We start from the raw sequence: 21,238 nt of genomic DNA, 5'->3' as shown, positions 1-21,238 counted from the left end.
CGGATCACACCCGTTCGGCGCCCACCGGCGCCACCTGCCCGCTATGCCCCACCGGTACGGCCGGCGCCGGAGCCGGTCGCGGCAGCCGTTCGACCCGGTGGAACAGCGCCACGAGCACCGCGAGTACGGCGGCGAAGACGGGGAGCCACGCGAGGCGGTGACCGGCCCAGCCGAGGCCGTCCGGCGCGTCGGTCAACCCCGGTACCCGCCCGGCGAGCAGCCCGGCGAACGTGACCACCAGCAACGCCGTCTGGTGCCAGCAGAACACGGTCATCGCGACCAGGTTCAGCGCGACCACCGGCGCCCACGCCGCGGGCCGCCGCAGCAGCCCCGCCAACCACGGGCGTACCAGGAGGAACAGGCCGAGCTGGGCGGCGGCCAGGGCCAGCGCGAACAGCGACGGCGGGTCGAGGTTGGAGAAGGCGTCACCCGGTACGCCGACCGCGCTGGCCGGGTAGCCCGCCGCGATCAGCGCCGCGCCGCCGCCGACCGCGGCCGCCAGCAGCACCGCGCCGTGCCACCGGGCCAGCCGGCCGTCCGCGTACAGGATGCCCAGCAGGTACGGCACCGCCCAGCCGACCGGTACCACGGCGAGCCCGAGCCAGGTCGGGATTCCGTTGCCGCGCAAGGCATCCACCCCCGCGACGGCGAGTACCGGGGGCAGCAGGGCCCAACCGCCCACCCGGCGTACGGCGGCCAGCAGGAGCGGGGTCGCCGCCGTCAGCACCAGGTACACGAGGAGGAACCACATCGGATGGGACACCAGCGACCAGACCAGGTGCCGGGTGTCGCCGGGGGCGCCGACCGCGGCGAGCAGCAGCAGCCCCGGTGCCCAGAGGGCGGCCAGCGCGGCGACCGGCCGTACCAGCCGGTGCACCCGGGAACCCAACCAGGACAACGGACCACGGCCCTGGGCACGCCGCGCCAGGCTGCGGGCCGCCGCGTACCCACCGGCGAAGAAGAACGGCGCGAGCGTCTGGAACAGCCAGCTCACGGGCGCCAGCGCGGGCAGGTGGGACAGCGGGCTGGCGCCGTGCAACCGCGCCGGCTGCCCCGGGTCGGAGACCGTACCGGAGACCAGCCAGTGCCCGAGCACCACGCCGACGATCGCCAACGCCCGCAACAGATCCACGGTCCGGTCCCGGTACTCCGGGGTCGCGTCGGCGACCCGACGCACCCAGCCGTTCACGAGCGGGCCTCCGTACCGGTGGCGATGCGGGCCAGGTGGACCAGCGAGTCGGTGCCCGGCGCCAGGTAGTGGTCGTGGTCCGGGACGTCCGCCGTCGGGAACACGCGCGCCCCGAACGCCGGGTCGGCCGGCCGGGTGCCGTGTCCCAGCCCGAACAGCCGTACCGCCGGTACCCAGCCGATCCAGTCGCGTTCGGCCTGCCCGGCCCACACCGTCGCCCGGGTGTGCAGGCCGGCGGCCCGGTCCACGCCCATGCCCGGGCTGCCGAACACGGCGATGTCGGTGACCTGCCGGGGCAGCCGCGACGCGGCCAGGCCGATCACCGTCGAGCCGTAGCTGTGCCCGAACAGCGCGATCGTCGCGCCCGGGCGTACCACCGTCAGGCCGGTCAGGAACCGTTGCAGCGCAACCGATCCGGTCGCCGCCAAATCCTCGCGCGCCGCGGCCACCCCGACCCCGCGGGGCGTGTCGTACCCCAGCCAGGCGATCACCGCGAGCCTGTCGTCGTGCGCCGCCCGGTACAGGTTCGCCGCCTGCGTCGCCGGCGCCCGGTACGACTTCCCGCCCAGCCCCCGGACGAAGTTCTCCGCGCGGGAGTCCACGCCCGGCACGAGTACGGCGATCCGGTCGGCCGTCGTCAGGTCACCGAACACCTGCGCCACCCGGCCGTTGCCGCGCGGGTCGAACAGCAGGAAGTTCCCGTGCCAGCCCGCGTACCGGCCGCCGGCCGCGCGCATCGCCACCCGGTTCGCCGCGTACCGCAGGGACACCGGCGCGCCGTCCAGGCCCCCCACCACCCCCGGGTACTCCAGCGCCAGCCGCGCGGCGTCCGCCCGACCGGCCAGGAACCGGTGCGCCGCAACGGGATCCGTGCGTACCGGATCGGGCAGGTGGTGCGCGTCCCAGGCCGCCGCGCCGACCGGTTCCCGCGCCGGTGCCGCGGACGCCGGCGACAGCAGCGTGCCCGCCGTCGGCGTGACCATCACTGCCGCGGATGCCAACCCCACGACGGTCCGTACCAGCCAACGCCGCATCACGCGCCCCTTCCGTCCGGTGCCGGGGCGAAAGCTACGGACGCGGCCGGGTCGCGGGCGTCACCCCGCGGAGCGGGATCCGTTGTCATACCGGCGGGTGAGGGCGTGGGTGTCATGCCAGTGACGGTCCCGGAGCGCGCCGCGTACGGCATCGGGCCGCGGACCACAACCGCCCCCGCCGCGCACCGCCCCGCGGCCTAGCCCGCCGGACCACCCGGCCCTCACCCCCGGGCCACCCGGGTACCGCCGATCGCCGGCGGCGCACCCGTCGAGCCGGCGAGGCGGTGGGTGCGTGGGTCGGGCCGACGGGGTCGCGGTCGGGGATGGATCGCGGGCGGGGATGAATCGCGGGCGCCCTGCCCCGGCGGTCCGGCACCGCCGGGAAACCGGGGCGGACCGCGGGTCAGACGAGGGACGGACTGGCGGTCGGAAGCGTTGCGGCGACGGTGAATCCGCCGTCGGGGTCGCGGCCGGCGGTCAGGTCACCGCCGAGCAGGGCGACCCGTTCGCGCATGCCGATGAGGCCGTGCCCGGCGCCACCGGTGGTGACGGACGCACCCGGCCCGTTGCGTACGCGGAGGGCGACGTGGCCGTCGGCGACGGTGACGGACGCGGTGACCGGTGCGCCGGGGGCGTGCCGGGTGGCGTTGGACAGGGCCTCCTGGACGACGCGGTACACGCAGACCTGGACCGGGGACGGCAGCTCCCGGTCGAGTCCGACCGTGGCCAGCTCCACCCGTACGCCCGCGCGGCGCAGCCCGGCGACCAGCCCGTCCAGGTCCGACAGGGCCGGTTGCGGCGCGCGCATCGCCGCCTCGCCGCCCCGGAGTACGCCGAGCAGGCGGCGCATCTCGGTGAGCGCGCTGCGGGCCTGCGCGCTGATCGACTCGAACTCCTCGGCCGCGCCCGCCGACACGTCGTCGCGCCGGTACCGCGCGGTCTCCGCCTGTACGGCGATCAGCGACATGTGGTGCGCGACGACGTCGTGCAGCTCGCGGGCGATCCGGGCCTTCTCCTCCAGTACGGCCCGGCGCGCCTTCTCCAGCTCGGTACGTTCGGTCTCGGCGACGAGCGCCCGCTGCGCCCGCAACCGCCCGCCGACCAGGTCGAGCAGCGCGGCCACCACGGTGAGCAGGACGGTGCCGCCGAGCCGGTTGTCCATGGTGTGCACGTGCAGGAAGAGGGGCACGAGCATCAGCGCCCACATCCACCACAGCACCGCGCGGCCCCGGCGCAGCCCGAGTACGACGAACGCGACCGCGAACACCGGGATCTGCACCGGATCCCACGGCCAGCTCCCCCACATGTCCGACACCCGGGCGAGCGGTTCGAACAGCGCGGCGAGGAAACCGATCCGCCACCCGAGCAGCGGGTACCGGACGACGAGCGGCAGCGGCAGTACCTGGGCGAGCGCCAAAGTGAGGACCAGGCCCGGCGACACGTGCGGGTGCGCGTTGTTGACGGTGATCATGGCGACCGGGGAGAGGATCGCGGTCACCAGCACGACCACGACCCGTACGAGCCACTTGACCAGCCGCAGCCGGTCGCGCGGCCACGGCACCCGGCTGTCGCGCGCGGTCAGCAGGTACCAGAGCCCATGCCGAGCGGCGCGGATCACCCCGCGCGCCCGGTCCATCGTCGATGCGTCCACCGCGCACGACGGTAGGCCACGGGCCCGGCGCGGGACATGACCCCCTGGTAGCGGGTGCCGCTAGTACCCGGGTACGAGTGTTTCCAGTACGGCAAGGCGTGTCTTGACAACATGGAAACCGATGCGCAGACTTTCCATCATGGAAACCAACGGGAGCCCGATCGGACCGGACGAGGCCGCCACCGCGCTCCGGGACGCCGACGCCGCCGCAGCCCTCGCCCACGCCGTACCCCCGTGGTGGTATTTCGGGTCGCTCGCGGCGCTCATCGCCGTCACCCCCGTCGTCGAACTCGCGCCGGCGACCGCCCTCGGCATCACCGCGACCCTGGTCGGCATCGTGTGCTGGGCCGCCCTGTTCGGCCTCGTCCTCGGTACGTTCGTGCGGCGCATCGGGTTCGTCCCGCGACTGCGGCGCGTCCAACGCCGCCACGTACTGCCACCCCTGCTGGTCGTGGTCGCGATCCTGGTCACCGGCGCGATCCTGCACCTCGCGTACGACACGCTCTGGCCGTCGTTCGCCGCCAGCGGGCTGGTCGCCGCCCTCGTCCTGGTGTTCGGCGGAGTGGTCCGCCGCACCGCCCGGACGCGGGCATGAGCGCGCAGCAGGCCCGGTTCGACCCGGTCGTGCACGCGCCGAACCGGCTGCGCATCTGCGCGCTGCTGGACGCCGTCGAGTCCGCCGAGTTCGGTACGGTGCAGGACCGGCTCGACGTCTCCGCCTCCGTACTCAGCAAGCACGTCGCCGTCCTCATGGACGCCGGGTACGTCACGCAGCGCCGCGCCACCCGCGACACCCGCCAGCGCGTGTGGCTGTCGCTGACCGCCACCGGCCGCACCGCGTACGCCGGGCACGTGGCGGCACTGCGCGCCATCGTCGACGCCGCCCCCTGACCACGCCGCACCGCCGGTCCCGTACACGCCACCGATCCCGGCGCACCTCTCGGCCGCGGCGGGCGCTGATTCGGCGCGAATCCCGACCGCGGCGCGCCCGCCGCCCGGCCCGTTCCGGCACCGCGGATCCGGCGGCGGTCAGGCGTGTTCGGGTTGGGCTGATTCCGCGGCGACCGGGGTGACGGCGACGGCGAGCAGCGGGAACAGGGCCGCGACGAGGAACCCGACCGCGTACCCGGAGCCGCCGACGACCAGCCCCAGCAGCGGCGGTACGAGCGAGGACACGACGTTCTGCCCGGTGTTCTGGACGCCGAGGGCGCGGCCCGCCCAGGACGGCCCGGCGAGTTCCGCGGTGGAGGTGAACGCGAGCCCGTTGTCGGCGACCGTCACCACCGAACCGACCGCGATCGCCGCGACCGCCAGCCACGGCGCCACGGCGTCGCCGAGCGCGAACGCCAGCATCACCAGCATGCTCGCCACCGCGAGCTGCCGCATCGGGCGCAGCCTGCTGCCGACCCGGTCCGACCAGTACCCGGTGGCGATGCGGCCGGCGGCCCCGCACACCTGCACCACCGCCAGGAACGCGCCCGCCGCGCCGGCCGCCCAGTTCCGTTCGTGCACCAGGTACTCCAGCGCGAACGCGGCGATCGCGAACTGCGGCAGGACGAGCAGGGCGCTGGCGCCGTGCAGCCGCCACAACGTCGGCGTCCGGTACGGCGAGCGCTCCGCGACGCCCCCGTCCCGGGCGGTACGCGGGGGATCGGCGGCGAGGACCGCGACCAGTACGGCGGCCAGCAGGCACAGCCCGGCCGGCAGCAACAGCGCGGTACGGAAGTCGACGTGTTCGGCGAGGACGGGCAGCGACACCGCGGCGATGCCGACACCGAGCGGCTGCGCGGTCTGCCGGATGCCCATCGCGACACCGCGCTCGTGCCGGGCGAACCAGCCCATCACCATGCGTCCGCTGGCCGCGTTCACGCTCGCCGCGGCGGCACCACCGGCCGCGAGTACGGCGACGAACGGGACGAGCGGGTGGACGGCCAGCGCGGCGACCGCGACGAGGATCCCGGTCGACGCCAGGCCAACGGCCATCACGCCACGCTCGCCGTACCGGTCGGCGGCGGCGCCCCAGGCGATCAGGGTGAGCAGCAGGCCGACGCCGGGACCGGCGACGACCGTACCGGCCTGAGCCAGGTCGAGGCTTTCGGCGGAGCGCATCGCGGGGACGAGAAACGGGATGCCGTAAAGGAAGGCGCACGCCGACGCCTGCGCGAACACCCCGACCGCCAGGATCAGCCAGCGCCGTCTCCCCGCCATCCCGTCTCCCATATATTGGTATGCCTATCTCACTGAACGGAACCTATCGTGTTCGTGGCGGGGACGGCAAACGGCCTCCCGCCCAGTGGACGGGAGGCCGTTTCGCGTGCGGCGCGCGCTATCCGTTCAGGTTCTTCAGGAACTTCGCGGCGAGCGGTGCGGCCACCGCGTTCTCGTGCGTACCGCCGTCCTCGACGAACGCCGCGAACGCGATGTCGCCCTGCCACCCGGTGAACCACGAGTGGCTCGGCGGCTCCGACCCCGACCCGTACTCGGCGGTCCCGGTCTTGCCGTAGACCGGGCCACCGGGCACGTTCGCCAGTACGGTGGCGGTGCCGGACGTGACGACCTCGCGCATCATTCCCTTGAGGTCCTTGACATCCGCGGCCGGCAGCGCCGGCCCGTCCGCCGCCGGCGTGACCTTCGGATCGGTGATCAGCACCGGCTGCGTCCAGTGCCCGCGCGCCACCGCCGCGCTGATGCCGGCCATCACGATCGGGCTCACCGTCGTACGACCCTGGCCGAACGCCGCGGCGGCCCTGTCCACCGCCGAGTTCGCCGCCGGTACCGAGCCGGTGTTGACGTCGACGCCGAGCTTCCAGTCCGCGCCGACGCCGAGCGCCGCCGCCTGCTTGGTGAGCGTGTCGTTGCCCAGCTTCGACGACAGCCCCGCGAACGCGGTGTTGCACGACTGCGCGAAGTCCGTGTGGAACGGCACCTGCCCGAGGACGAACGAGTTCTCGTTGTGGAACTTCCGGCCGCCCACCGTCACCGTCTTCGGGCAGTTCACCGTGGTCTGCGGCGTCACCCCCGCCCGCAGGTACGCCAGCGACGACACCACCTTGAACGTCGACCCCGGCGGTACCGACGCGGTGAGCGCCAGGTCGTCCGACCCGCCGTCCGGCCCGTTGGCGACGGCGAGGACCTTGCCGGTGGAGATCCGGATCGCCACCAGCGCGGTGCGGTGCTTCTTCTCCGTGGCGAGCGCGGCATCGGCCGCCTTCTGTACCGTCGGGTCGAGCGTGGTCGCGAGCGGCTGCCCGGCCTGCGGCCGCTGCTGCCACAGCACCCGCGGGTCCGACCCGCCGACCTTCACCGTCACACCGGCCTTGCCACCGAGCCGGGTGTCGTACGCGGCCTGGAGGCCGGACTGCCCGGCCTGGTCACCGATCTCGTACCGGCCGGGATGCTTCTCCATCTGCTCCTTGGTGACCGCGCCGACCGTACCGAGCAGCGCCCGGCCGAACGTCCGCGTCGGCGCGAGCGGCAGCGTACCCTCCCGGAAGAGGACGCCGGGCAGGTCGTGGATCCGGTCGCGGACCGCCTCGTAATCGTTGCGGCGCAACGTGATCACGTCCACGAACGAGGACGGCGGCGCCGACCTGATCCGCCCCGGCAGGTCGGACAGGTCGGTCTTCAGCGCGGTGCTCAGCGTCCTCGTCAGCCCGGCCGGGTCCTTCACCTTGTCCGGCTCGACCCCGACGTACACGACGGGTTGCTCGGACACCAGCGGCTTTCCGTCACCGTCCACAATGGACCCGCGCGGTGCCGCGTCCCGGCTCACCGTGATCGCGGCGTCCCCCGACAGCTTCGGATTGACCGTACTGCCCGACCACGCCACCTTCCACGCGTCGCCGGACGCCACCATCCGCACCGTCGTCGGATACGACCAGGTGTTGCCGCCGAGCGGCCACGACACCGTCACGGGCGCGCTCGCCTTGGAGCCCTTGACGGTCACCTTCCCCGGCTTCAGCGTCGGGTGCACGCCCGCCAGATCCCCCGCCACCCTCTTGTACGCCGCGGCCACGGTCGCGCCGCTCGCCCCCGAGTACGCGGACTTCTGGAGCGTGCCGGCCCGCCAGTTCGCGAGGAAGCCGGTGAGCGCCTTCGTCGCCGCGTCCTCCTTCGAATCACCGCACGCGGCGAGCCCGGCCACCGCCACCAGCGCCACGCCAGCGGCCAGCACCCGTCGTCCTGTCCCCGTCATCCACCCTCCCCAGATCCGACCGGACCGCGACGGTACCGGCCGGGCACACCACGTTTGGCTCCGCCGTCGGCGTTGCGGCGACCTCGGTCACGCCGGAGTACGCGCTCACGGCACCACGGTGACCGGCCAGCGGCCGGCGCGGACCAGGCGGCCGGCGAGCGAACCGACCAGCTTGTGCCCGGCCTGCATGGACGCACCCACCACGAGCGCGTCGGCCTGCTCCTCCTCCGCGACCCGGGTCAGCTCCAGGTACGCGTCGCCGCGCCGCACGACGAACCGCGCGTCCACCCCGCGCGCGGCCGCCGCCTCGGCGACCTCCTGCCGCAGCTCGTCGGCGATCTGCTGGTACCCCTCCTCCAACGGCCCCACGTACCCGGCGGCGAAGCCGGGCAGCGCCGGCAGCGGCGCCACGTACGCGAAGAGGAGGCGGGAACCCTGGCGGCGGGCCAGACCCGTCGCGTACGCGGCGGCGCGCAGCGAGGTCGGCGAGCCGTCGATGCCGGCGACGATCACCGTCGGGCCGTCGGTGCCGAGTTCGAAGATCGGCTGTTCGTCCACCTCACGAGTATGTCCGGTGCCCGTTCCGCCCCGCCCGCCCGGCTCCCGCGGCGATAACCACCGGCCATACCAGCGTATCTATACATTGCCGATCGATAACACAAAAGGGATACTTGCGGGCGTCTCGCATTGAACATGATCAATTCAGTGCGAGCCGACCGGGTGTGGCCCACCCGAAAGCCGCACCCACAACCCCTGGGAGGCTCACATGAGGCCCACACGGACCTCGTTCCGCGCCGCCGCGGTCACCGCCGCGGCCCTGACCATGGGCGCAGCCGTCGCCGCCAGCGCACACGCGGCCCCCGCACAACCGTCCCGGCAGGCCGTGCAGTCCCTCGTCCACACCCTCGGCACCCACACCGCCGGCAGCTACCTCGACCACGGCACCCAGATCGTCACCGTGACCGACGCCGGCACCGCCGCGAAAGTACGCCAGGCCGGGCTCACCCCCAGGCTCGTCCGGTACTCGGCCGCGCACCTCCACGGCATCACCGCCGAACTCGGCCGCTCCGCCCGCATCCCCGGCACCGCCTGGGCCATCGACCCGCGCAACGACCGGGTCCTCGTCACCACCGACCGGACCGTCACCGGTACCAAGATGAGCAAGGTCCGGTCCGTCACCAACCAGTACGGCGACGCCGTCACCGTACGGACCACCAAGGGCACCTTCAGTACCAAGATCGCCGGTGGCGACGCCATCTACGGCGGCGGCTACCGCTGCTCCCTCGGCTTCAACGTCACCGACGGCAGCAGCGCGTACTTCCTCACCGCCGGACACTGCGGCAACGTCGCCAGCACCTGGTACAGCGACTCCGGGCAGAGCACCGAAGTCGGCACCACCCAGGACAGCCAGTTCCCCGACAACGACTTCGCCCTCGTCAAGTACGCCGACGGCGTCGACCACCCCAGCGAAGTCGACCTCTACGGCAGCAGCCAGCCCATCACCCAGGCCGCCGACGCACAGGTCGGCGAGAACGTCCAGCGGTCCGGCTCCACCACCCAGGTACAGGGCGGATCCGTCGAGGCGCTCGACGCCACCGTCAACTACCAGGAAGGCACCGTCAACGGGCTCATCCAGACCAACGTCTGCGCCGAAGGTGGCGACAGCGGCGGGCCCCTGTTCGACGGCAGCACCGCGCTCGGCCTGACCTCCGGCGGCAGCGGCGACTGCTCCTCCGGCGGGGAGACCTTCTTCCAGCCGGTGACCGAGCCGCTCAGCACGTACGGCGTGCAGATCGGCTGAGGTGTCGCTCCGGCGATGACTTGCCGACTCGTTGTGGTCGGTGCGTTACTCACCGGGTTCTGTCCAATTGTTCAACAATGAGACAGTTGAACAATTGGACAATCGATTACTGAAACGATCGATCGCGGGCGGCGGCGCCCGGCCCCTCGGCCGGCCCGCCGCCCGCCCCCGTCTCACCCCAGTACGAAGTCGCGAAACCCATCGGCCGCAGGCGAAAGAGGCCGGTCCGCGGGCCACACGAGCCCGATCGTCCGGTACGCCCGCGGCACGATGGCGATCTCCCGCATCCCGCGCGGCGCATGCTGATCCGCTGGTGGCAGTACCGCCACGCCGAGCCCCGCGACGACGAGCCCGCGGATCGTGTCGACCTCTTCGCCGGTGAACGACAGCCGTGGCGCGAATCCGGCGGCGGCGCACAGGTCGTCGGTGATGCGGCGCAGCCCGTACCCGGGTTTCATGCCGATGAACTCCTCGTCGGCGAGTTCGGCGATGCGTACGCGGCGGCGGTCGGCGAGCCGGTGGGTGGCGGGCACGGCGAGGACGAGGGGCTGTTCTTCGAGTACTGCGGCGTGCAGGCGCGGGTGGTCGACGGGCAGTGGTGCGGTGAGTGCGAGGTCGACGTCGCCGGCGAGTACGCGGTGGAGCATTTCTTCGTGCGCGCCTTGCACGAGCGAGAACCGTACCCGGGGGTGGTGGGTGCGGAAGGCGCGCAGCAGTCCGGGGACGCGCGCGCCGCCCATGGTGTGCAGGAACGCGAAGACGACGGTGCCGGCGTCGGGGTCGTTCTCGGCGACGGCGCGGCGTACTCCTGCCTCCACTGTGGACAGTGCGGCGCCGGCCGCGGCGGCGAGTTCACGACCGGCCCGGGTCAGCCGTACGCCGCGGCCGTGCCGGCTCAGTACCGGTCCGCCGAGGGTGTCGGCGAGGTCGGCGAGCCACCGGCTCACGGTGGGCTGCGGGACTCCGACGGCGTCGGCGGCGCGGGTGACGTGTTCGTCGGCGGCGAGGGCGCGCAGCAGGGCGAGCCGGGGCGCGAGGGCCGCGGCGAGGTCCGCCGGGTCGGTGTCGGCCATCGGAATGATCCATCCGTCAGTGAATGAGTACAGACATCTCACTGTATTGGACGGATGAATGTACCGACAGTAGCGTCGGCGGGGTGAGTGCCGAGCCCTCCGATCCCCGCCCCGCCACCGACGTCCGCGCGACCGTCGCGCCCCGGCGCGGCGACGCCACGATCGGCGAGGCGCATCGCCGTGGCAGCACCGGATTCCGCCGCATCACGCTCGCCCTGTTCGCCGCCGGCCTCGCCACCTTCACCCTCCTGTACTGCGCGCAGGCGTTGCTGCCGGCCATCTCCGGGACGTACCGGCTGGATCCGGCGCGGGCGAGCCTGGCCGTGTCGGTGGCCACCGGCGGGCTCGCGATCTCGATCATCCCGCTGTCCGCGCTGTCCAACACCGTGGGCCGGATCCGGATGATGACCGTCTCGCTGCTCGTCGCCGGCGTACTCGGGCTCGCCGCGGCGTTCGCGCCGAGTTTCGGGATGCTGCTCGTTTTCCGTGCGCTGCAAGGGATCGCGCTCGGCGGGTTGCAGGCCGTCGCGATGACGTACCTGGCGGAGGAGGTGCATCCGTCCTCGCTCGGCGCCGCCACCGGCCTGTACGTCGCGGGCAACGGCATCGGCGGCATGGCCGGGCGGCTCGTCGCCAGCCTGGTCGCGGACGTCGCCGACTGGCGCTGGGCGCTCGCCGTCATCGGCGTACTCGGGCTCTGCTGCACGCTGATCTTCCGGCTCGCGATCCCCGCGTCCCGCCGCTTCACGCCGGAACCGTTGCGCGCCAGGCATCTCGCGGCCACCGTCGGCCGCGCGTTCACCGACACCGGCCTGATCCGGCTGTACGCGGTGGGTTTCCTGCTGATGGGCTGCTTCGTGACGGTGTACAACTTCCTCGGGTTCCGGTTGCTGGCCGCCCCGTTCCACCTGTCCGCCACGGTCGTCGGACTCATCTTCGTCACGTACCTGGCGGGTTCGGTGTCCTCCGCCCTCGCCGGCCGCCTCGCCGACCGGTACGGCAGGCCCCGGGTGTTCTGGGTCACGGCCGTCGTGACGCTCGCCGGGCTCGCGCTCACCCTGTCCACCAACCTGCCCCTCGTCGTACTCGGACTGGTGGTCGTCACCGGCGGGTTCTTCGCCGGGCACGCGGTGGCGAGCGGCTGGGCCGGCGCCCGTGGCCGGGCCCGAAAAGCCCACGGTGCAGCCGTTTACCTCCTCTGCTACTACCTCGGCAGCAGCGTCGGCGGTTCGGTCGGCGGCCTCGCGTACGGCCACGGCGGCTGGCCGGCAACCATCGCGTACACGGGGGGTCTGGTGGCGGTCGCGCTGCTCATCGGGATCACCCTGCGTACCCTGGTTCCCGCGAAGCGTCATGCACTCCTGAGTGTTCCCGGTGAAGGTTAACGACGGGCTAGGCAGGCTGGACGATAAGGGGCACCATGGTCCCCGTGATGATCGGAATCGTCCCCCAACCCGGCCAGACCGTCCACCTCACCGGTGACGCCTCGCCGCAGTTCCGTGACCAACCCCTCCGCCTCCTGATCACCGAGCCGCCACTTCCGTCCACTGTGGACGCCGCGCAGGGCCGACCGGCCGAGCGCGCCGCGTGGCTTCTTCTCACCGGCTGGGAGCTCGGTCCGCGCGGTCAGCGCGTGGTGCGTCGCACCGTCTCCGTCCGTACCTCCGGGGTCGCGGTCGACCAGACCGCTCCGCTCCCCCGCTAAGTTCCCCCACACTCCCGCGCAGCCCCGACAACCACCGGGGTCGATCCGCCTCCGCCCGAACCGCCGCACCGGCCGGGCACACGGGCGCGCCATCGACCCCGGATCGTCCGCCGGGCCACCGTTCCGCGCCCGCGCCACGACCTTGTGGTACGGCACCCGCCCGGTCGGTACGCCGGCGCGGTGCCCGGTTCCGTTGTGTACCAACGGTTTCGCCCTCGTGGCGACAGAAGGCGCGGGAGCGGACGGTGTCCTCTCCCGCATCACCCGAATCCCGATCACACCCCGCCCGGCCGATCCGCGCGCCGTGCCGCGCCACCACCGTCAGCGGGCCGCGCGGCGGCGAACCCGGCGCCCGTACGGCAGGCGCGGACGCGTTCAGAGCGACTGGCCGGGGCCAGGCAGCCGGATGGCCATGGTCGGCGCCTCCGCCATCACCGGCGCGTCCTCGGCCGACGCCCGCCGCGGCTGCCGGTCCGCACGCCCCAGCGCGACACCGGTGTGCAGCTCGACCACGTCCCACTCGTCCAGCACGTACTGCTGGCCGCGGCTCAACGTCACCTCACCCGGTACGGCGTCCGGCCCGGACCGCGTCCGTACGAGGGTGCCGTTGGTACTGGTGTCGGTGACGGTGAGCGCGGTTCCGGCAAGGTCGAACCGGACGTGGTTACGGCTGACCCACTGCACGGCCTCGTCGTCGAGCAGCTCGCCGAGCCGGATCCCACCCGGGCCGTCCGGCGAGCGGCCCACCACGACGGGAGCCCCGGCGGTGACGGGGAACCGGCCGCGGTCCTCGCCGCCCACCCAGATCGTCAGCTGTACCGACGCCAGCCGCGGCCCGGCGTCCTGCATCGGCGCGTCGTGCCGCGGGCACACGGCCCGGCCACCGCGGATCCGGGGCGGCGGCTGCGCCGGGCCGGGAGTACCGAAGAGGACGCAGCCGGGCTCGTTGCAGCGCCAGTAGCGGGAGAGGACGCCCTGGGTGGCAGGGTCGGGTGTGGGGCGGGACTGCGGGGACGAGTTGGGGCGCGTCATGAGCGCCGCGCCGCCGACCCCGGCGACCGGTACGAGGAACGGCGCCGCCTGCACCCACGGATGCCGGCCGGCGAACCGCGCGAAGTCGTCCCGGGTGATCACCGGCAGCCCCGTGTACGCCGCCAGCTCCAGTACCCGGTCGTCGACCTCGCCGAGCGTCTCGACGAGCCCGTCGTCGGACCAGCGGCGCAGCACCATCTTCTCGTTGGAGGTCAGCTCCAGGTCGGAGGTGAGCGCCCGGTCGACCACCACGTACACCCGGGCGCCGGGCTCGCCGAGCGACTGGCCGAGCGCGTCGATCACCATGCCGAGCCGGAGCAGGAACATCGGCCGACCGCCGTCCAGCTCCTGCATCCGTACGATCGGCGCCAGGTCGACGACCGCCCGCGCCAGCGTCGGATCCGTGGTCAGCCGCCGCTCGATCGAGTCCAGCGCCCGTGACACCTCGAAGCGCACCGGCTCCTCCTCCCGCTCGTCCGGCCCCCCATCATTCCCTAGAGGTCCGCACAGAATGAAATGCCGGCCCACCCCGGCCCCGTACGGTACCGGCCGGACTGCGGAGAGCTACCCGATCAGTTCGCGGATCTCGGCCAGCTCCTCGGCCGTGGGCTCCCAGTCGCCGGCCGCGGCGTTCGCGTACACCTGCTCGGGGGTGGTGGCGCCGGCGATCACCGAGCCGCAGCCCGGGAACGCGGCCAGCCCGCCGATCGCGACGTCGAGCACGGACCGGTCGCGCTTCTCGCCCCACGCGGCCAGCCGCTCCACCGTGTCGATCCGCTCCTCCGTCGCCAGGTGCGCGCGCTCGGCGATGCGGCTGCCTGCCGGCAGCGCCCGACCCTTGCGTACATTGCCGGTCAGCAGGCCGTTGCCGAGCGGGTAGTACGGCAGGACGCCGAGACCGTAGTGCCGCGCCGCGGGTACGACCTCGCGCTCCGCCTCCCGGTCCAGCAGCGACCAGAGGTTCTGCGCCGACACGAACGGCACGTACCCGCCGGCCCGCGCCACGTGCGCCGCCTCGGCGATCTGCCAGCCCGCGAAGTTCGAGTTCCCGACGTACCGGACCTTGCCCTCGGCGACCAGCTCGGTCAGCGCCGCCAGCGTCTCCTCGATCGGCGTCACCGGGTCCGGCGTGTGCATCTGGTACAGGTCGATGTGGTCGGTACGCAGCCGGCGCAGCGACGCCTCCACCGCGCGTCGCACGTACGCCCGGCCGCCCTTGGCGCCGGCCGCCGGGCCGTACCCCATGTCGAAGCCCTGGTGCCCGAACTTGGTGGCCAGCACCACCCGGTCCCGCCGGTGCTGCAACACCTCGCCGAGCAACCGCTCCGATACCCCGCCCCCGCCGTACATGTCGGCGGTGTCGAGCAGCGTGATGCCGGCGTCGATCGCAGCGTCCACCACCGCACGCGTACCGGCCAGGTCCACCTTGCGGCCGAAGTTGTTGCAGCCGAGCCCGACCACGGAGACCTCAAGCCCGGACGTACCCAGAGATCGATAGCGCATGGGCCGACCCTACGTCAGGGCACGGCAGCGGCCCCGGGGTCGGACCCCGGGGCCGCGGTGACCGGCCGGCTCGGCCGGGCGGGCTCAGGCGGAGCGCAGCGCGTCGGACAGCTTGACCCGGGCACCGGTGCGCAACACCGCGTTGCGGTACACCCGGCCGGCGAGCGCCACGAGTCCGACGACCAGCGCCACCGACAGCACCACCGACAGCGCGATCTCCCACGCGGGCGCCACCCCCAGCGCGATCCGCATCGGCATCAGCATCGGCGAGAACAGCGGGATCATCGACAGTACGTGGCCGAGCTGGCTGTCCGGGTTCGCCGGGATCACCGACCAGCCGATCACGGCCGGCACGATGATGAGCATCAGCACCGGGGTGACCACGCTGTTCGCGTCCTCCTGCCGGGACACCAGCGCGCCCGCCGCGGCCAGCATCACCGCGTACATGAAGAAGCCGATCAGGTACCAGACGATCGTCCACACCGCGGTGCCGGTGAGCAGCGCGGCCGGGATGCTCAACACCCCCGTCGCGAGGCCCAGCCCCAACCCGACCGCGGCGAACACGATCATCTGCACCAGGCCCACGACCGCGATGCCGAGTACCTTGCCGGCCATCAACTGCCACGGCCGTACGGTGGCCAGCAGCAGCTCCACCACCCGGCTCGACTTCTCCTCGACGACGCCCTGCGCGACCGCCTGCCCGTTGATCATCAACGACATGTACAGCAGGACCACGGCCACGATCCCGAGTACGAGCCGCTGCGTCTGGTACTCCCCGGCCGGCTGCAACGGTTGCACGTGCACCGACGCCGACGCCACCGCGCGGTTCACGTCCGCCGGATCCTTGCCCAGGGAACGGATCTGCGTGTTCAGCGCCTCCTGCCGGGCCAGTACGTTGAACGTGTTCGCCAGGCCCGACTTCAGGCTCTTCTTCACCACCACGGTGAAGTCGCCCGGGCCGCCGACGACGAGCGCGTCCAGTTTCCCGTCGGAGACCTGTTTCCGGCCGGCCGCCTCCGACACCGTCCGCGTCGTGATGTCCTCGCCGACCGCCTTGCCGGTCGACTTCACCGACACCGCAAGCGATCCCGTCGCCGGCGTGAACCCCACCGTACTGTGGTTCGAGCTGCTGCCGATGACGTTCATCAGCACGATGTACCCGCCGATGAACACCAGCATGATGAGTGTGCTGATGACGAATGCCTTGGAACGCAACCGGGTCGCCAGCTCCCGCCGCGCGACCAGGCGTACGGCTCGTGTCGCGCTGATGTTCATACCCGCGCCTCCTCGGTACCGGTGTGCCCGCCGACGTGCTCGCTGACGACGTTGCGGAACAGTTCGGTGAGCGACGGCAGCCGCCGGGCGAACTCGTGCACCGGCCCGGTGGCCAGCGCAGCCCGCAGTACCGCCTGGTCGTCCGCGCCGGCCGCCAGCTCCAGCACCGTCGTACCGTCCCGGTGTTCGGCGACCGAGACGCCGGGAATGCCTGCGGCCCAACCGTTCGGCGCGTCCGGCGCACCGACCACGAGCCGTGCCGTACCGCCGGCGCGCAGCTCGGCCACCGGCCCGCAGGCCACCATCCGTCCACTTCGGACGATGCCGACCCGGTCGCACAGCCGCTGCACCAGATCCAGCTGGTGACTGGAGAACACCACCGGGATGCCCTCCGCGGCCTTCTCCCGCAACACGTCGCTCATCACGTCCACCGCCACCGGATCCAGCCCGGAGAACGGCTCGTCCAGGATCAGGATGCTCGGATCGTGTACCAGCGCGGCGGCCAGCTGGACGCGCTGCTGGTTGCCGAGGCTGAGCTTCTGCACCTCGTCGCCGAGCCGGCCGGACACCCCGAGCCGCTCCGCCCACCGCCGCGCCGAACTCCGCGCCGCGGACCGCGACATCCCGTGCAGCTCCGCCAGGTACTCCAGCTGCTCGCCGACCTTCATCCGCGGGTACAGGCCGCGTTCCTCCGGCATGTACCCGATCCGGCGTCGGGTGTCCACTGTGACCGGTCGGGAATCCCACCGCACCACACCGGAATCGGCCGCCAGTACGCCGAGCGCGATGCGCATCGTCGTCGTCTTCCCGGCGCCGTTGCTGCCAACGAACCCGAACAGCTCGCCCGCACGTACGTCGAATGTCATGTCCGACAACGCAACCACGTCGCCGTACCGTTTCGACACGGCGTCGATCTCCAACCGCCGCTCAGTCACGAATCGCCCCTCCTCAAACGGACTGCCGCGCCTGTCCGCGCCACCCGCCGAGCACCACGGTACGGTCCGGCGTGCCCGGCGGTAATGCATCGACCCCCACGGCGCGGGTGGGTCTGGCCCCACCCCTTCGATCCACGCTCGTACGACACGACCGTCCACATGGGAATCGCGGTTGTGCCTGATCCGTGGCCGGACATGGGTAAAACTTCCCTTGACAAGGCACGTAGGCCACCGATCTGATACTTCCGGGATTCGAGCGGAACGGCCACCACGGGGAGATAGACCCGTTTCGCGGTCGACACGCACCGCTCACCCCTTTCGAGTACACGGAAGGAGACCAATGCGGCACACCCTCATCCGACGCGCCGCGATCGCGGCCGGCGCCACAGCGCTGGTCCTGCCGTTCGCAGCGAGCGCCGCGACCGCCGCACCGATCCGGCACGCCGTGCCGGGAAGTACGCCTGCCTGGGCCACGTCCGCCAACCGGTCCGGCACGCCCCAGTCGTCCGACCGGGTCGGCGTGCAGGTGTTCCTCAACCTGCGCGACGCCGACTCCGCGGAACGGCTCGCCACCGCGGTGTCCACCCCGGGCAACCGGCAGTACGGGCACTACCTCAGCCCCGCCCAGTTCAACAAGCGCTTCGCCCCCAGCGACGCGAGCGTCCAGCAGGTCAGCTCGTACCTGAAGGGCCAGGGGCTGAGCGTCGACGGCACCGCCGCCGGCAACCGGTACATCGACGCCAGCGGTACCGTCGCCCAGCTCGACAAGGCGTTCGGCACCACCCTGTCGACCTACCGGTACAAGGGACACAGCCTGCGGGCGCCGAGCCGGCAGGCGACCCTGCCGAGTTCGGTGGCGAACCTCGTGCTGTCCGTCAACGGGCTGGCCGAGACCGCGCCGCTGCGCACCCCGTTCCACCACCGGGCCAGTGACCCGGCGAGCGCCAAGACCCGCAGCGCCGCACCCAGCGCCGCTCCGGCCCCGGCGAAGTGCTCCACCTTCTGGGGCGAGCACCACCAGACCCTGCCCAAGGCGTACGGCCGGACCGAGTTCCCCACGTACCTCTGCGGCTACACGCCGGACCAGCTCCAGTCCGGGTACGGCGTGAAGGGCCCCATCGCGAAGGGCACCGACGGCAGCGGCACCACCGTCGCCATCGTCGACGCGTACGCCTCGCCCACCATGCAGGCCGACGCCGACCGGTACGCGCAGGAGAACGGGCAGGGCGCGTACGCGGCCGGCCAGTACTCGGAGAAGGTCTTCAAGCCGTTCGACATGCAGGACGAGTGCGGCGGCGAGGACGGCTGGAACGGTGAGGAGGCCATCGACGTCGAGGCCGCCCACGCCACCGCCCCCGGCGCCACCATCAGGTACGTCGGCGCCAAGAACTGCGACACCGGGCTCGACGAGGCGCTGAACTGGATCATCCAGAACCGGTCCGCCGACATCGTCTCCGACTCGTGGGGCAACACCGGCGAGGACATCCCGGCGAGCTCGGTCAAGGCCGAGCACACCATCTTCGTCCAGGCCGCCGCCGAGGGCATCGGCATGTACTTCTCGTCCGGCGACTCGGGCGACGAGGTCACCGCCGGCAACACCCCGTCGGCCCAGCCCGACTTCCCCGCCTCCGACCCGTACGTGACGGCGGTCGGCGGCACCAGCATGGCGCTCGGCAGCGACAACTCGTACCAGTTCGAGACCGGCTGGGGCACCGACGTCGCCAAGGTCGACTACACGCAGAACCCGGCGGCGTACGCGAGCACCCCGCCCGGCGAGTTCGTGTTCGGCGCCGGCGGCGGCACCAGCACCCTGTTCGACCAGCCCCGCTACCAGCGCGGCGTCGTCCCGTCCAGCCTCTCCCGCGCGTACGGCGGCACGCCGGCCCGCGTGGTCCCGGACGTGGCGGCCCTCGCCGATCCGTACACGGGGATGGCGGTCGGCCGCACCATCGACGGCACGTACACCGTCGAGACGTGGGGCGGCACCAGCCTCGCGTGCCCGCTGTTCGCCGGCGTCCAGGCCGTCGCCAGCACCCACCGGCACGTGGCCATCGGCTTCGCCAACCCGATGCTGTACTCGATGTACAAGTCCAGCGCGTACCGGGACGTACTGCCGCAGCGGACGCCGGTGGCGGTCGCCACCCCGTCCGGCTCGGCGCTCGTCACGTTCGACCACGACTCGTCGCTGGCCGCGGCCCGCGGCTACGACGACGTGACCGGCCTCGGTACCCCCAACGGCGCGAAGTACGTGCAGCACGCCTCGCGCGGTTGACCCACCCGTACCACCTCGCGAAGGGCCGTCCCGGCAGCAACCGGGGCGGCCCTTCCGCTTTCCGCCGCCGGTACGATGGCCGGGGTCCGTACAGCAGCGAGGTGGAGATGAGCACGACCGGCACCGCACGACCGATCATCCGTTACGGCACGCCGGTCCTGCACCGCCCCTGCCGCCCCGTCGACACCTTCGACGACGACCTCGCCGCCCTCATCGACGACATGTTCGCCAGCATGTACGCGGCGGACGGCGTCGGCCTCGCCGCCAACCAGATCGGCGTCGACCTGCGGGTGTTCGTCTTCGACTGCCCCGACGAGACCGACACCAACCAGGTCGGCCACATCGTCAACCCGACCCTGGTGCTCCCCGACCTGCCCCGCGAGCTCGACGACGACAGCGAGGGCTGCCTCTCCGTACCCGGACAGCACGCCGACCTGGCCCGCCCCGCGTACGCCGGCGTCGTCGGTGTCGACCGCACCGGCGAACCCGTCAGCTACGACGGCTCCGGCATGCTCGCGCGCTGCTTCCAACACGAGACCGACCACCTCGACGGCCTCGTGTACGTCGACCGGCTGCCCCGGCGCACCCGCAAGAAGGTACTCAAGGCCGCCGGACTGCCGACCGAGGCACCCGTACGGTAACCGCCCGGCACTTCGCGGCGATTTACCCGATCCGAACCTGACCTGCCGAAATACCCGAGCAGACCGGGTTGCGGGACTCTGCCCGCGTGAACACAATCACGCTTCGCACTTGCTTTCCTACTCCCCGTTTCCGTCGTACGCCTGGTCCGTTAGCAGGCCGAGAGCACTCTCGCCGAGCCCCGGCACCGGACGCGGCAACCGCGCCGTCCACCCGCGCCGGGTACGGATCCGAAGGGAAGCACATGCGCCACACCAGAAGACTTGCCGTCGCCACAGGCGTCATCGCCGCCGGCTTCGCCCTGGCGCTGCCGACCGCCGCGTACGCCGCCGACACGTCCGGCGGCAACACCGGCGTCGGCAACGGGACGCAGGTACACGCGCCCGTCCAGGCGCCCGTGAACGTCTGCGGCAACGGCGTCGGCGTGGCCGGAGTCGGAGTGGGTACCAACGGCCACTGCGGCGCGGACGCCGACGCCAGCGCACCGCCGGCCTGCCCGTCCCCGACGAGCAGCAAGGGCGGCTACGGCTCCGAGAGCACCGAGGCGAAGACCCGGCGCGCCCCCGAGGCCGCCTCGTCCTCCTGCCCCAACACCCCCGTACCGACCCCCACCACGAACACCGGCCCCCGTACCAGCCCGCCGGTCGTACAGGCCGCGGCGACCAAGCCCGCAGCTCCGACGCTGCCGGTCACCGGCGGCAAGCTGACCGCCCTGGTCGCCACCGCCATCGCGCTCCTGGCCGCCGGCCTCACCACGGTGTTCCTGGCCCGCCGTCGCCGTCGCGCATGACCTGTCCCCGGGGTACCGCTCGATCTGATGGCGGTACCCCGGGCAACGATTCCCGCGCAGCTCCCAGTACCCAGGCACCGTATTCAGCGCATAGAAAAAGCGCCGGAAGATCAAGGCCCTTACGGACCGATCTTCCGGCGCTTC

Annotated in this window: 19 protein-coding genes; 8 read left to right on the top strand and 11 right to left on the bottom strand. The window is 72.5% G+C overall.

The window, feature by feature from the left end:
• Positions 1–4: 4 nt before the first annotated feature.
• The 3 genes from Aru02nite_RS05685 to Aru02nite_RS05675 form a co-directional block, all read right to left on the bottom strand.
• Complete coding sequence (locus Aru02nite_RS05685) at positions 5–1,189, bottom strand: acyltransferase family protein (RefSeq protein ID WP_203655486.1); 1,185 nt, start codon at positions 1,187–1,189, stop codon at positions 5–7.
• The gene (locus Aru02nite_RS05680) at positions 1,186–2,223 is read right to left on the bottom strand and encodes an alpha/beta hydrolase (protein WP_203655484.1); all 1,038 of its coding nucleotides are present in this window, start codon (positions 2,221–2,223) and stop codon (positions 1,186–1,188) included. The genes Aru02nite_RS05685 and Aru02nite_RS05680 overlap by 4 nt, the downstream gene beginning before the upstream one ends.
• A gap of 403 nt (positions 2,224–2,626) precedes the next feature.
• Complete coding sequence (locus Aru02nite_RS05675) at positions 2,627–3,874, bottom strand: sensor histidine kinase (protein WP_203655482.1); 1,248 nt, start codon at positions 3,872–3,874, stop codon at positions 2,627–2,629.
• 139 nt (positions 3,875–4,013) lie between these two features.
• Between Aru02nite_RS05675 and Aru02nite_RS05670 the strand changes: the two genes are divergently transcribed.
• Together Aru02nite_RS05670 and Aru02nite_RS05665 are read left to right on the top strand one after the other, a co-directional pair.
• Positions 4,014–4,469 (top strand): hypothetical protein, encoded by a 456-nt coding sequence (locus Aru02nite_RS05670; RefSeq protein ID WP_203655480.1) that lies wholly within the window; start codon positions 4,014–4,016, stop codon positions 4,467–4,469.
• The gene (locus Aru02nite_RS05665) at positions 4,466–4,765 is read left to right on the top strand and encodes a transcriptional regulator (RefSeq protein ID WP_203655477.1); all 300 of its coding nucleotides are present in this window, start codon (positions 4,466–4,468) and stop codon (positions 4,763–4,765) included. The genes Aru02nite_RS05670 and Aru02nite_RS05665 overlap by 4 nt, the downstream gene beginning before the upstream one ends.
• 138 nt (positions 4,766–4,903) lie before the next feature.
• Here Aru02nite_RS05665 and Aru02nite_RS05660 read toward each other — a convergent pair whose 3' ends face one another.
• The 3 genes from Aru02nite_RS05660 to Aru02nite_RS05650 form a co-directional block, all read right to left on the bottom strand.
• Positions 4,904–6,082, bottom strand: coding sequence for an MFS transporter (locus tag Aru02nite_RS05660; protein WP_203655476.1), 1,179 nt, complete (start codon positions 6,080–6,082; stop codon positions 4,904–4,906).
• Positions 6,083–6,200: 118 nt separating this feature from the next.
• Complete coding sequence (locus Aru02nite_RS05655; protein ID WP_203655475.1) at positions 6,201–8,069, bottom strand: penicillin-binding transpeptidase domain-containing protein; 1,869 nt, start codon at positions 8,067–8,069, stop codon at positions 6,201–6,203.
• Between the two features lie 105 nt (positions 8,070–8,174).
• The gene (locus Aru02nite_RS05650; protein WP_203655474.1) at positions 8,175–8,627 is read right to left on the bottom strand and encodes a universal stress protein; all 453 of its coding nucleotides are present in this window, start codon (positions 8,625–8,627) and stop codon (positions 8,175–8,177) included.
• A gap of 208 nt (positions 8,628–8,835) precedes the next feature.
• On the opposite strand from Aru02nite_RS05650, the gene Aru02nite_RS05645 reads away from it, so the two are divergent.
• The gene (locus tag Aru02nite_RS05645) at positions 8,836–9,870 is read left to right on the top strand and encodes a S1 family peptidase (RefSeq protein WP_203655473.1); all 1,035 of its coding nucleotides are present in this window, start codon (positions 8,836–8,838) and stop codon (positions 9,868–9,870) included.
• A 173-nt stretch (positions 9,871–10,043) separates the two neighbouring features.
• On the opposite strand, the gene Aru02nite_RS05640 is transcribed toward Aru02nite_RS05645, so the two are convergent.
• Positions 10,044–10,943, bottom strand: coding sequence for a LysR family transcriptional regulator (locus Aru02nite_RS05640; protein ID WP_203655472.1), 900 nt, complete (start codon positions 10,941–10,943; stop codon positions 10,044–10,046).
• Between the two features lie 83 nt (positions 10,944–11,026).
• On the opposite strand from Aru02nite_RS05640, the gene Aru02nite_RS05635 reads away from it, so the two are divergent.
• Together Aru02nite_RS05635 and Aru02nite_RS05630 are read left to right on the top strand one after the other, a co-directional pair.
• Positions 11,027–12,328, top strand: coding sequence for an MFS transporter (locus tag Aru02nite_RS05635; protein ID WP_203655471.1), 1,302 nt, complete (start codon positions 11,027–11,029; stop codon positions 12,326–12,328).
• Between the two features lie 47 nt (positions 12,329–12,375).
• Positions 12,376–12,648 (top strand): hypothetical protein, encoded by a 273-nt coding sequence (locus Aru02nite_RS05630; protein ID WP_203655469.1) that lies wholly within the window; start codon positions 12,376–12,378, stop codon positions 12,646–12,648.
• A 375-nt stretch (positions 12,649–13,023) separates the two neighbouring features.
• Here Aru02nite_RS05630 and Aru02nite_RS05625 read toward each other — a convergent pair whose 3' ends face one another.
• The 4 genes from Aru02nite_RS05625 to Aru02nite_RS05610 form a co-directional block, all read right to left on the bottom strand.
• Entirely contained in the window at positions 13,024–14,136 is a 1,113-nt protein-coding gene (locus tag Aru02nite_RS05625; RefSeq protein ID WP_203655468.1) for an FHA domain-containing protein, read from the bottom strand.
• Between the two features lie 108 nt (positions 14,137–14,244).
• Entirely contained in the window at positions 14,245–15,183 is a 939-nt protein-coding gene (locus Aru02nite_RS05620; protein WP_203655467.1) for an aldo/keto reductase, read from the bottom strand.
• A gap of 84 nt (positions 15,184–15,267) precedes the next feature.
• Complete coding sequence (locus tag Aru02nite_RS05615; RefSeq protein WP_203655466.1) at positions 15,268–16,458, bottom strand: ABC transporter permease; 1,191 nt, start codon at positions 16,456–16,458, stop codon at positions 15,268–15,270.
• Entirely contained in the window at positions 16,455–17,324 is an 870-nt protein-coding gene (locus Aru02nite_RS05610; protein ID WP_239076452.1) for an ABC transporter ATP-binding protein, read from the bottom strand. Before Aru02nite_RS05610 ends, Aru02nite_RS05615 begins: the two co-directional genes overlap by 4 nt.
• 409 nt (positions 17,325–17,733) lie before the next feature.
• Between Aru02nite_RS05610 and Aru02nite_RS05605 the strand changes: the two genes are divergently transcribed.
• From Aru02nite_RS05605 to Aru02nite_RS05595, 3 genes are all read left to right on the top strand, one after another.
• Positions 17,734–19,665: a S53 family peptidase gene (locus Aru02nite_RS05605; RefSeq protein ID WP_203655464.1), complete on the top strand. Its 1,932-nt coding sequence runs from the start codon at positions 17,734–17,736 to the stop codon at positions 19,663–19,665.
• Positions 19,666–19,772: 107 nt separating this feature from the next.
• Positions 19,773–20,306, top strand: coding sequence for a peptide deformylase (def, locus tag Aru02nite_RS05600; protein WP_203655462.1), 534 nt, complete (start codon positions 19,773–19,775; stop codon positions 20,304–20,306).
• Positions 20,307–20,548: 242 nt separating this feature from the next.
• Complete coding sequence (locus Aru02nite_RS05595; RefSeq protein ID WP_203655461.1) at positions 20,549–21,094, top strand: chaplin family protein; 546 nt, start codon at positions 20,549–20,551, stop codon at positions 21,092–21,094.
• The last annotated feature ends 144 nt before the right edge of the window (positions 21,095–21,238 follow it).

The sequence above is a fragment of the Actinocatenispora rupis genome, assembly GCF_016861975.1.
GTDB classification, from domain to species: domain Bacteria; phylum Actinomycetota; class Actinomycetes; order Mycobacteriales; family Micromonosporaceae; genus Actinocatenispora; species Actinocatenispora rupis.
The sequence above is the reverse complement of the archived record's forward strand: the minus strand, read 5'-3'. Positions and strand labels throughout refer to the sequence as shown.

Excerpts from the sequence above, each read along its gene's own strand:
- Aru02nite_RS05680 (WP_203655484.1), bottom strand. The coding sequence starts at position 2,223 with ATGCGGCGTTGGCTGGTACGGACCGTCGTGGGGTTGGCATCCGCGGCA.
- Aru02nite_RS05670 (WP_203655480.1), top strand. The coding sequence starts at position 4,014 with ATGGAAACCAACGGGAGCCCGATCGGACCGGACGAGGCCGCCACCGCG.
- Aru02nite_RS05665 (WP_203655477.1), top strand. The coding sequence starts at position 4,466 with ATGAGCGCGCAGCAGGCCCGGTTCGACCCGGTCGTGCACGCGCCGAAC.
- Aru02nite_RS05660 (WP_203655476.1), bottom strand. The coding sequence starts at position 6,082 with ATGGCGGGGAGACGGCGCTGGCTGATCCTGGCGGTCGGGGTGTTCGCG.
- Aru02nite_RS05655 (WP_203655475.1), bottom strand. The coding sequence starts at position 8,069 with ATGACGGGGACAGGACGACGGGTGCTGGCCGCTGGCGTGGCGCTGGTG.
- Aru02nite_RS05645 (WP_203655473.1), top strand. The coding sequence starts at position 8,836 with ATGAGGCCCACACGGACCTCGTTCCGCGCCGCCGCGGTCACCGCCGCG.
- Aru02nite_RS05640 (WP_203655472.1), bottom strand. The coding sequence starts at position 10,943 with ATGGCCGACACCGACCCGGCGGACCTCGCCGCGGCCCTCGCGCCCCGG.
- Aru02nite_RS05630 (WP_203655469.1), top strand. The coding sequence starts at position 12,376 with ATGATCGGAATCGTCCCCCAACCCGGCCAGACCGTCCACCTCACCGGT.
- Aru02nite_RS05620 (WP_203655467.1), bottom strand. The coding sequence starts at position 15,183 with ATGCGCTATCGATCTCTGGGTACGTCCGGGCTTGAGGTCTCCGTGGTC.
- Aru02nite_RS05615 (WP_203655466.1), bottom strand. The coding sequence starts at position 16,458 with ATGAACATCAGCGCGACACGAGCCGTACGCCTGGTCGCGCGGCGGGAG.
- Aru02nite_RS05610 (WP_239076452.1), bottom strand. The coding sequence starts at position 17,324 with ATGACATTCGACGTACGTGCGGGCGAGCTGTTCGGGTTCGTTGGCAGC.
- Aru02nite_RS05605 (WP_203655464.1), top strand. The coding sequence starts at position 17,734 with ATGCGGCACACCCTCATCCGACGCGCCGCGATCGCGGCCGGCGCCACA.
- def (WP_203655462.1), top strand. The coding sequence starts at position 19,773 with ATGAGCACGACCGGCACCGCACGACCGATCATCCGTTACGGCACGCCG.
- Aru02nite_RS05595 (WP_203655461.1), top strand. The coding sequence starts at position 20,549 with ATGCGCCACACCAGAAGACTTGCCGTCGCCACAGGCGTCATCGCCGCC.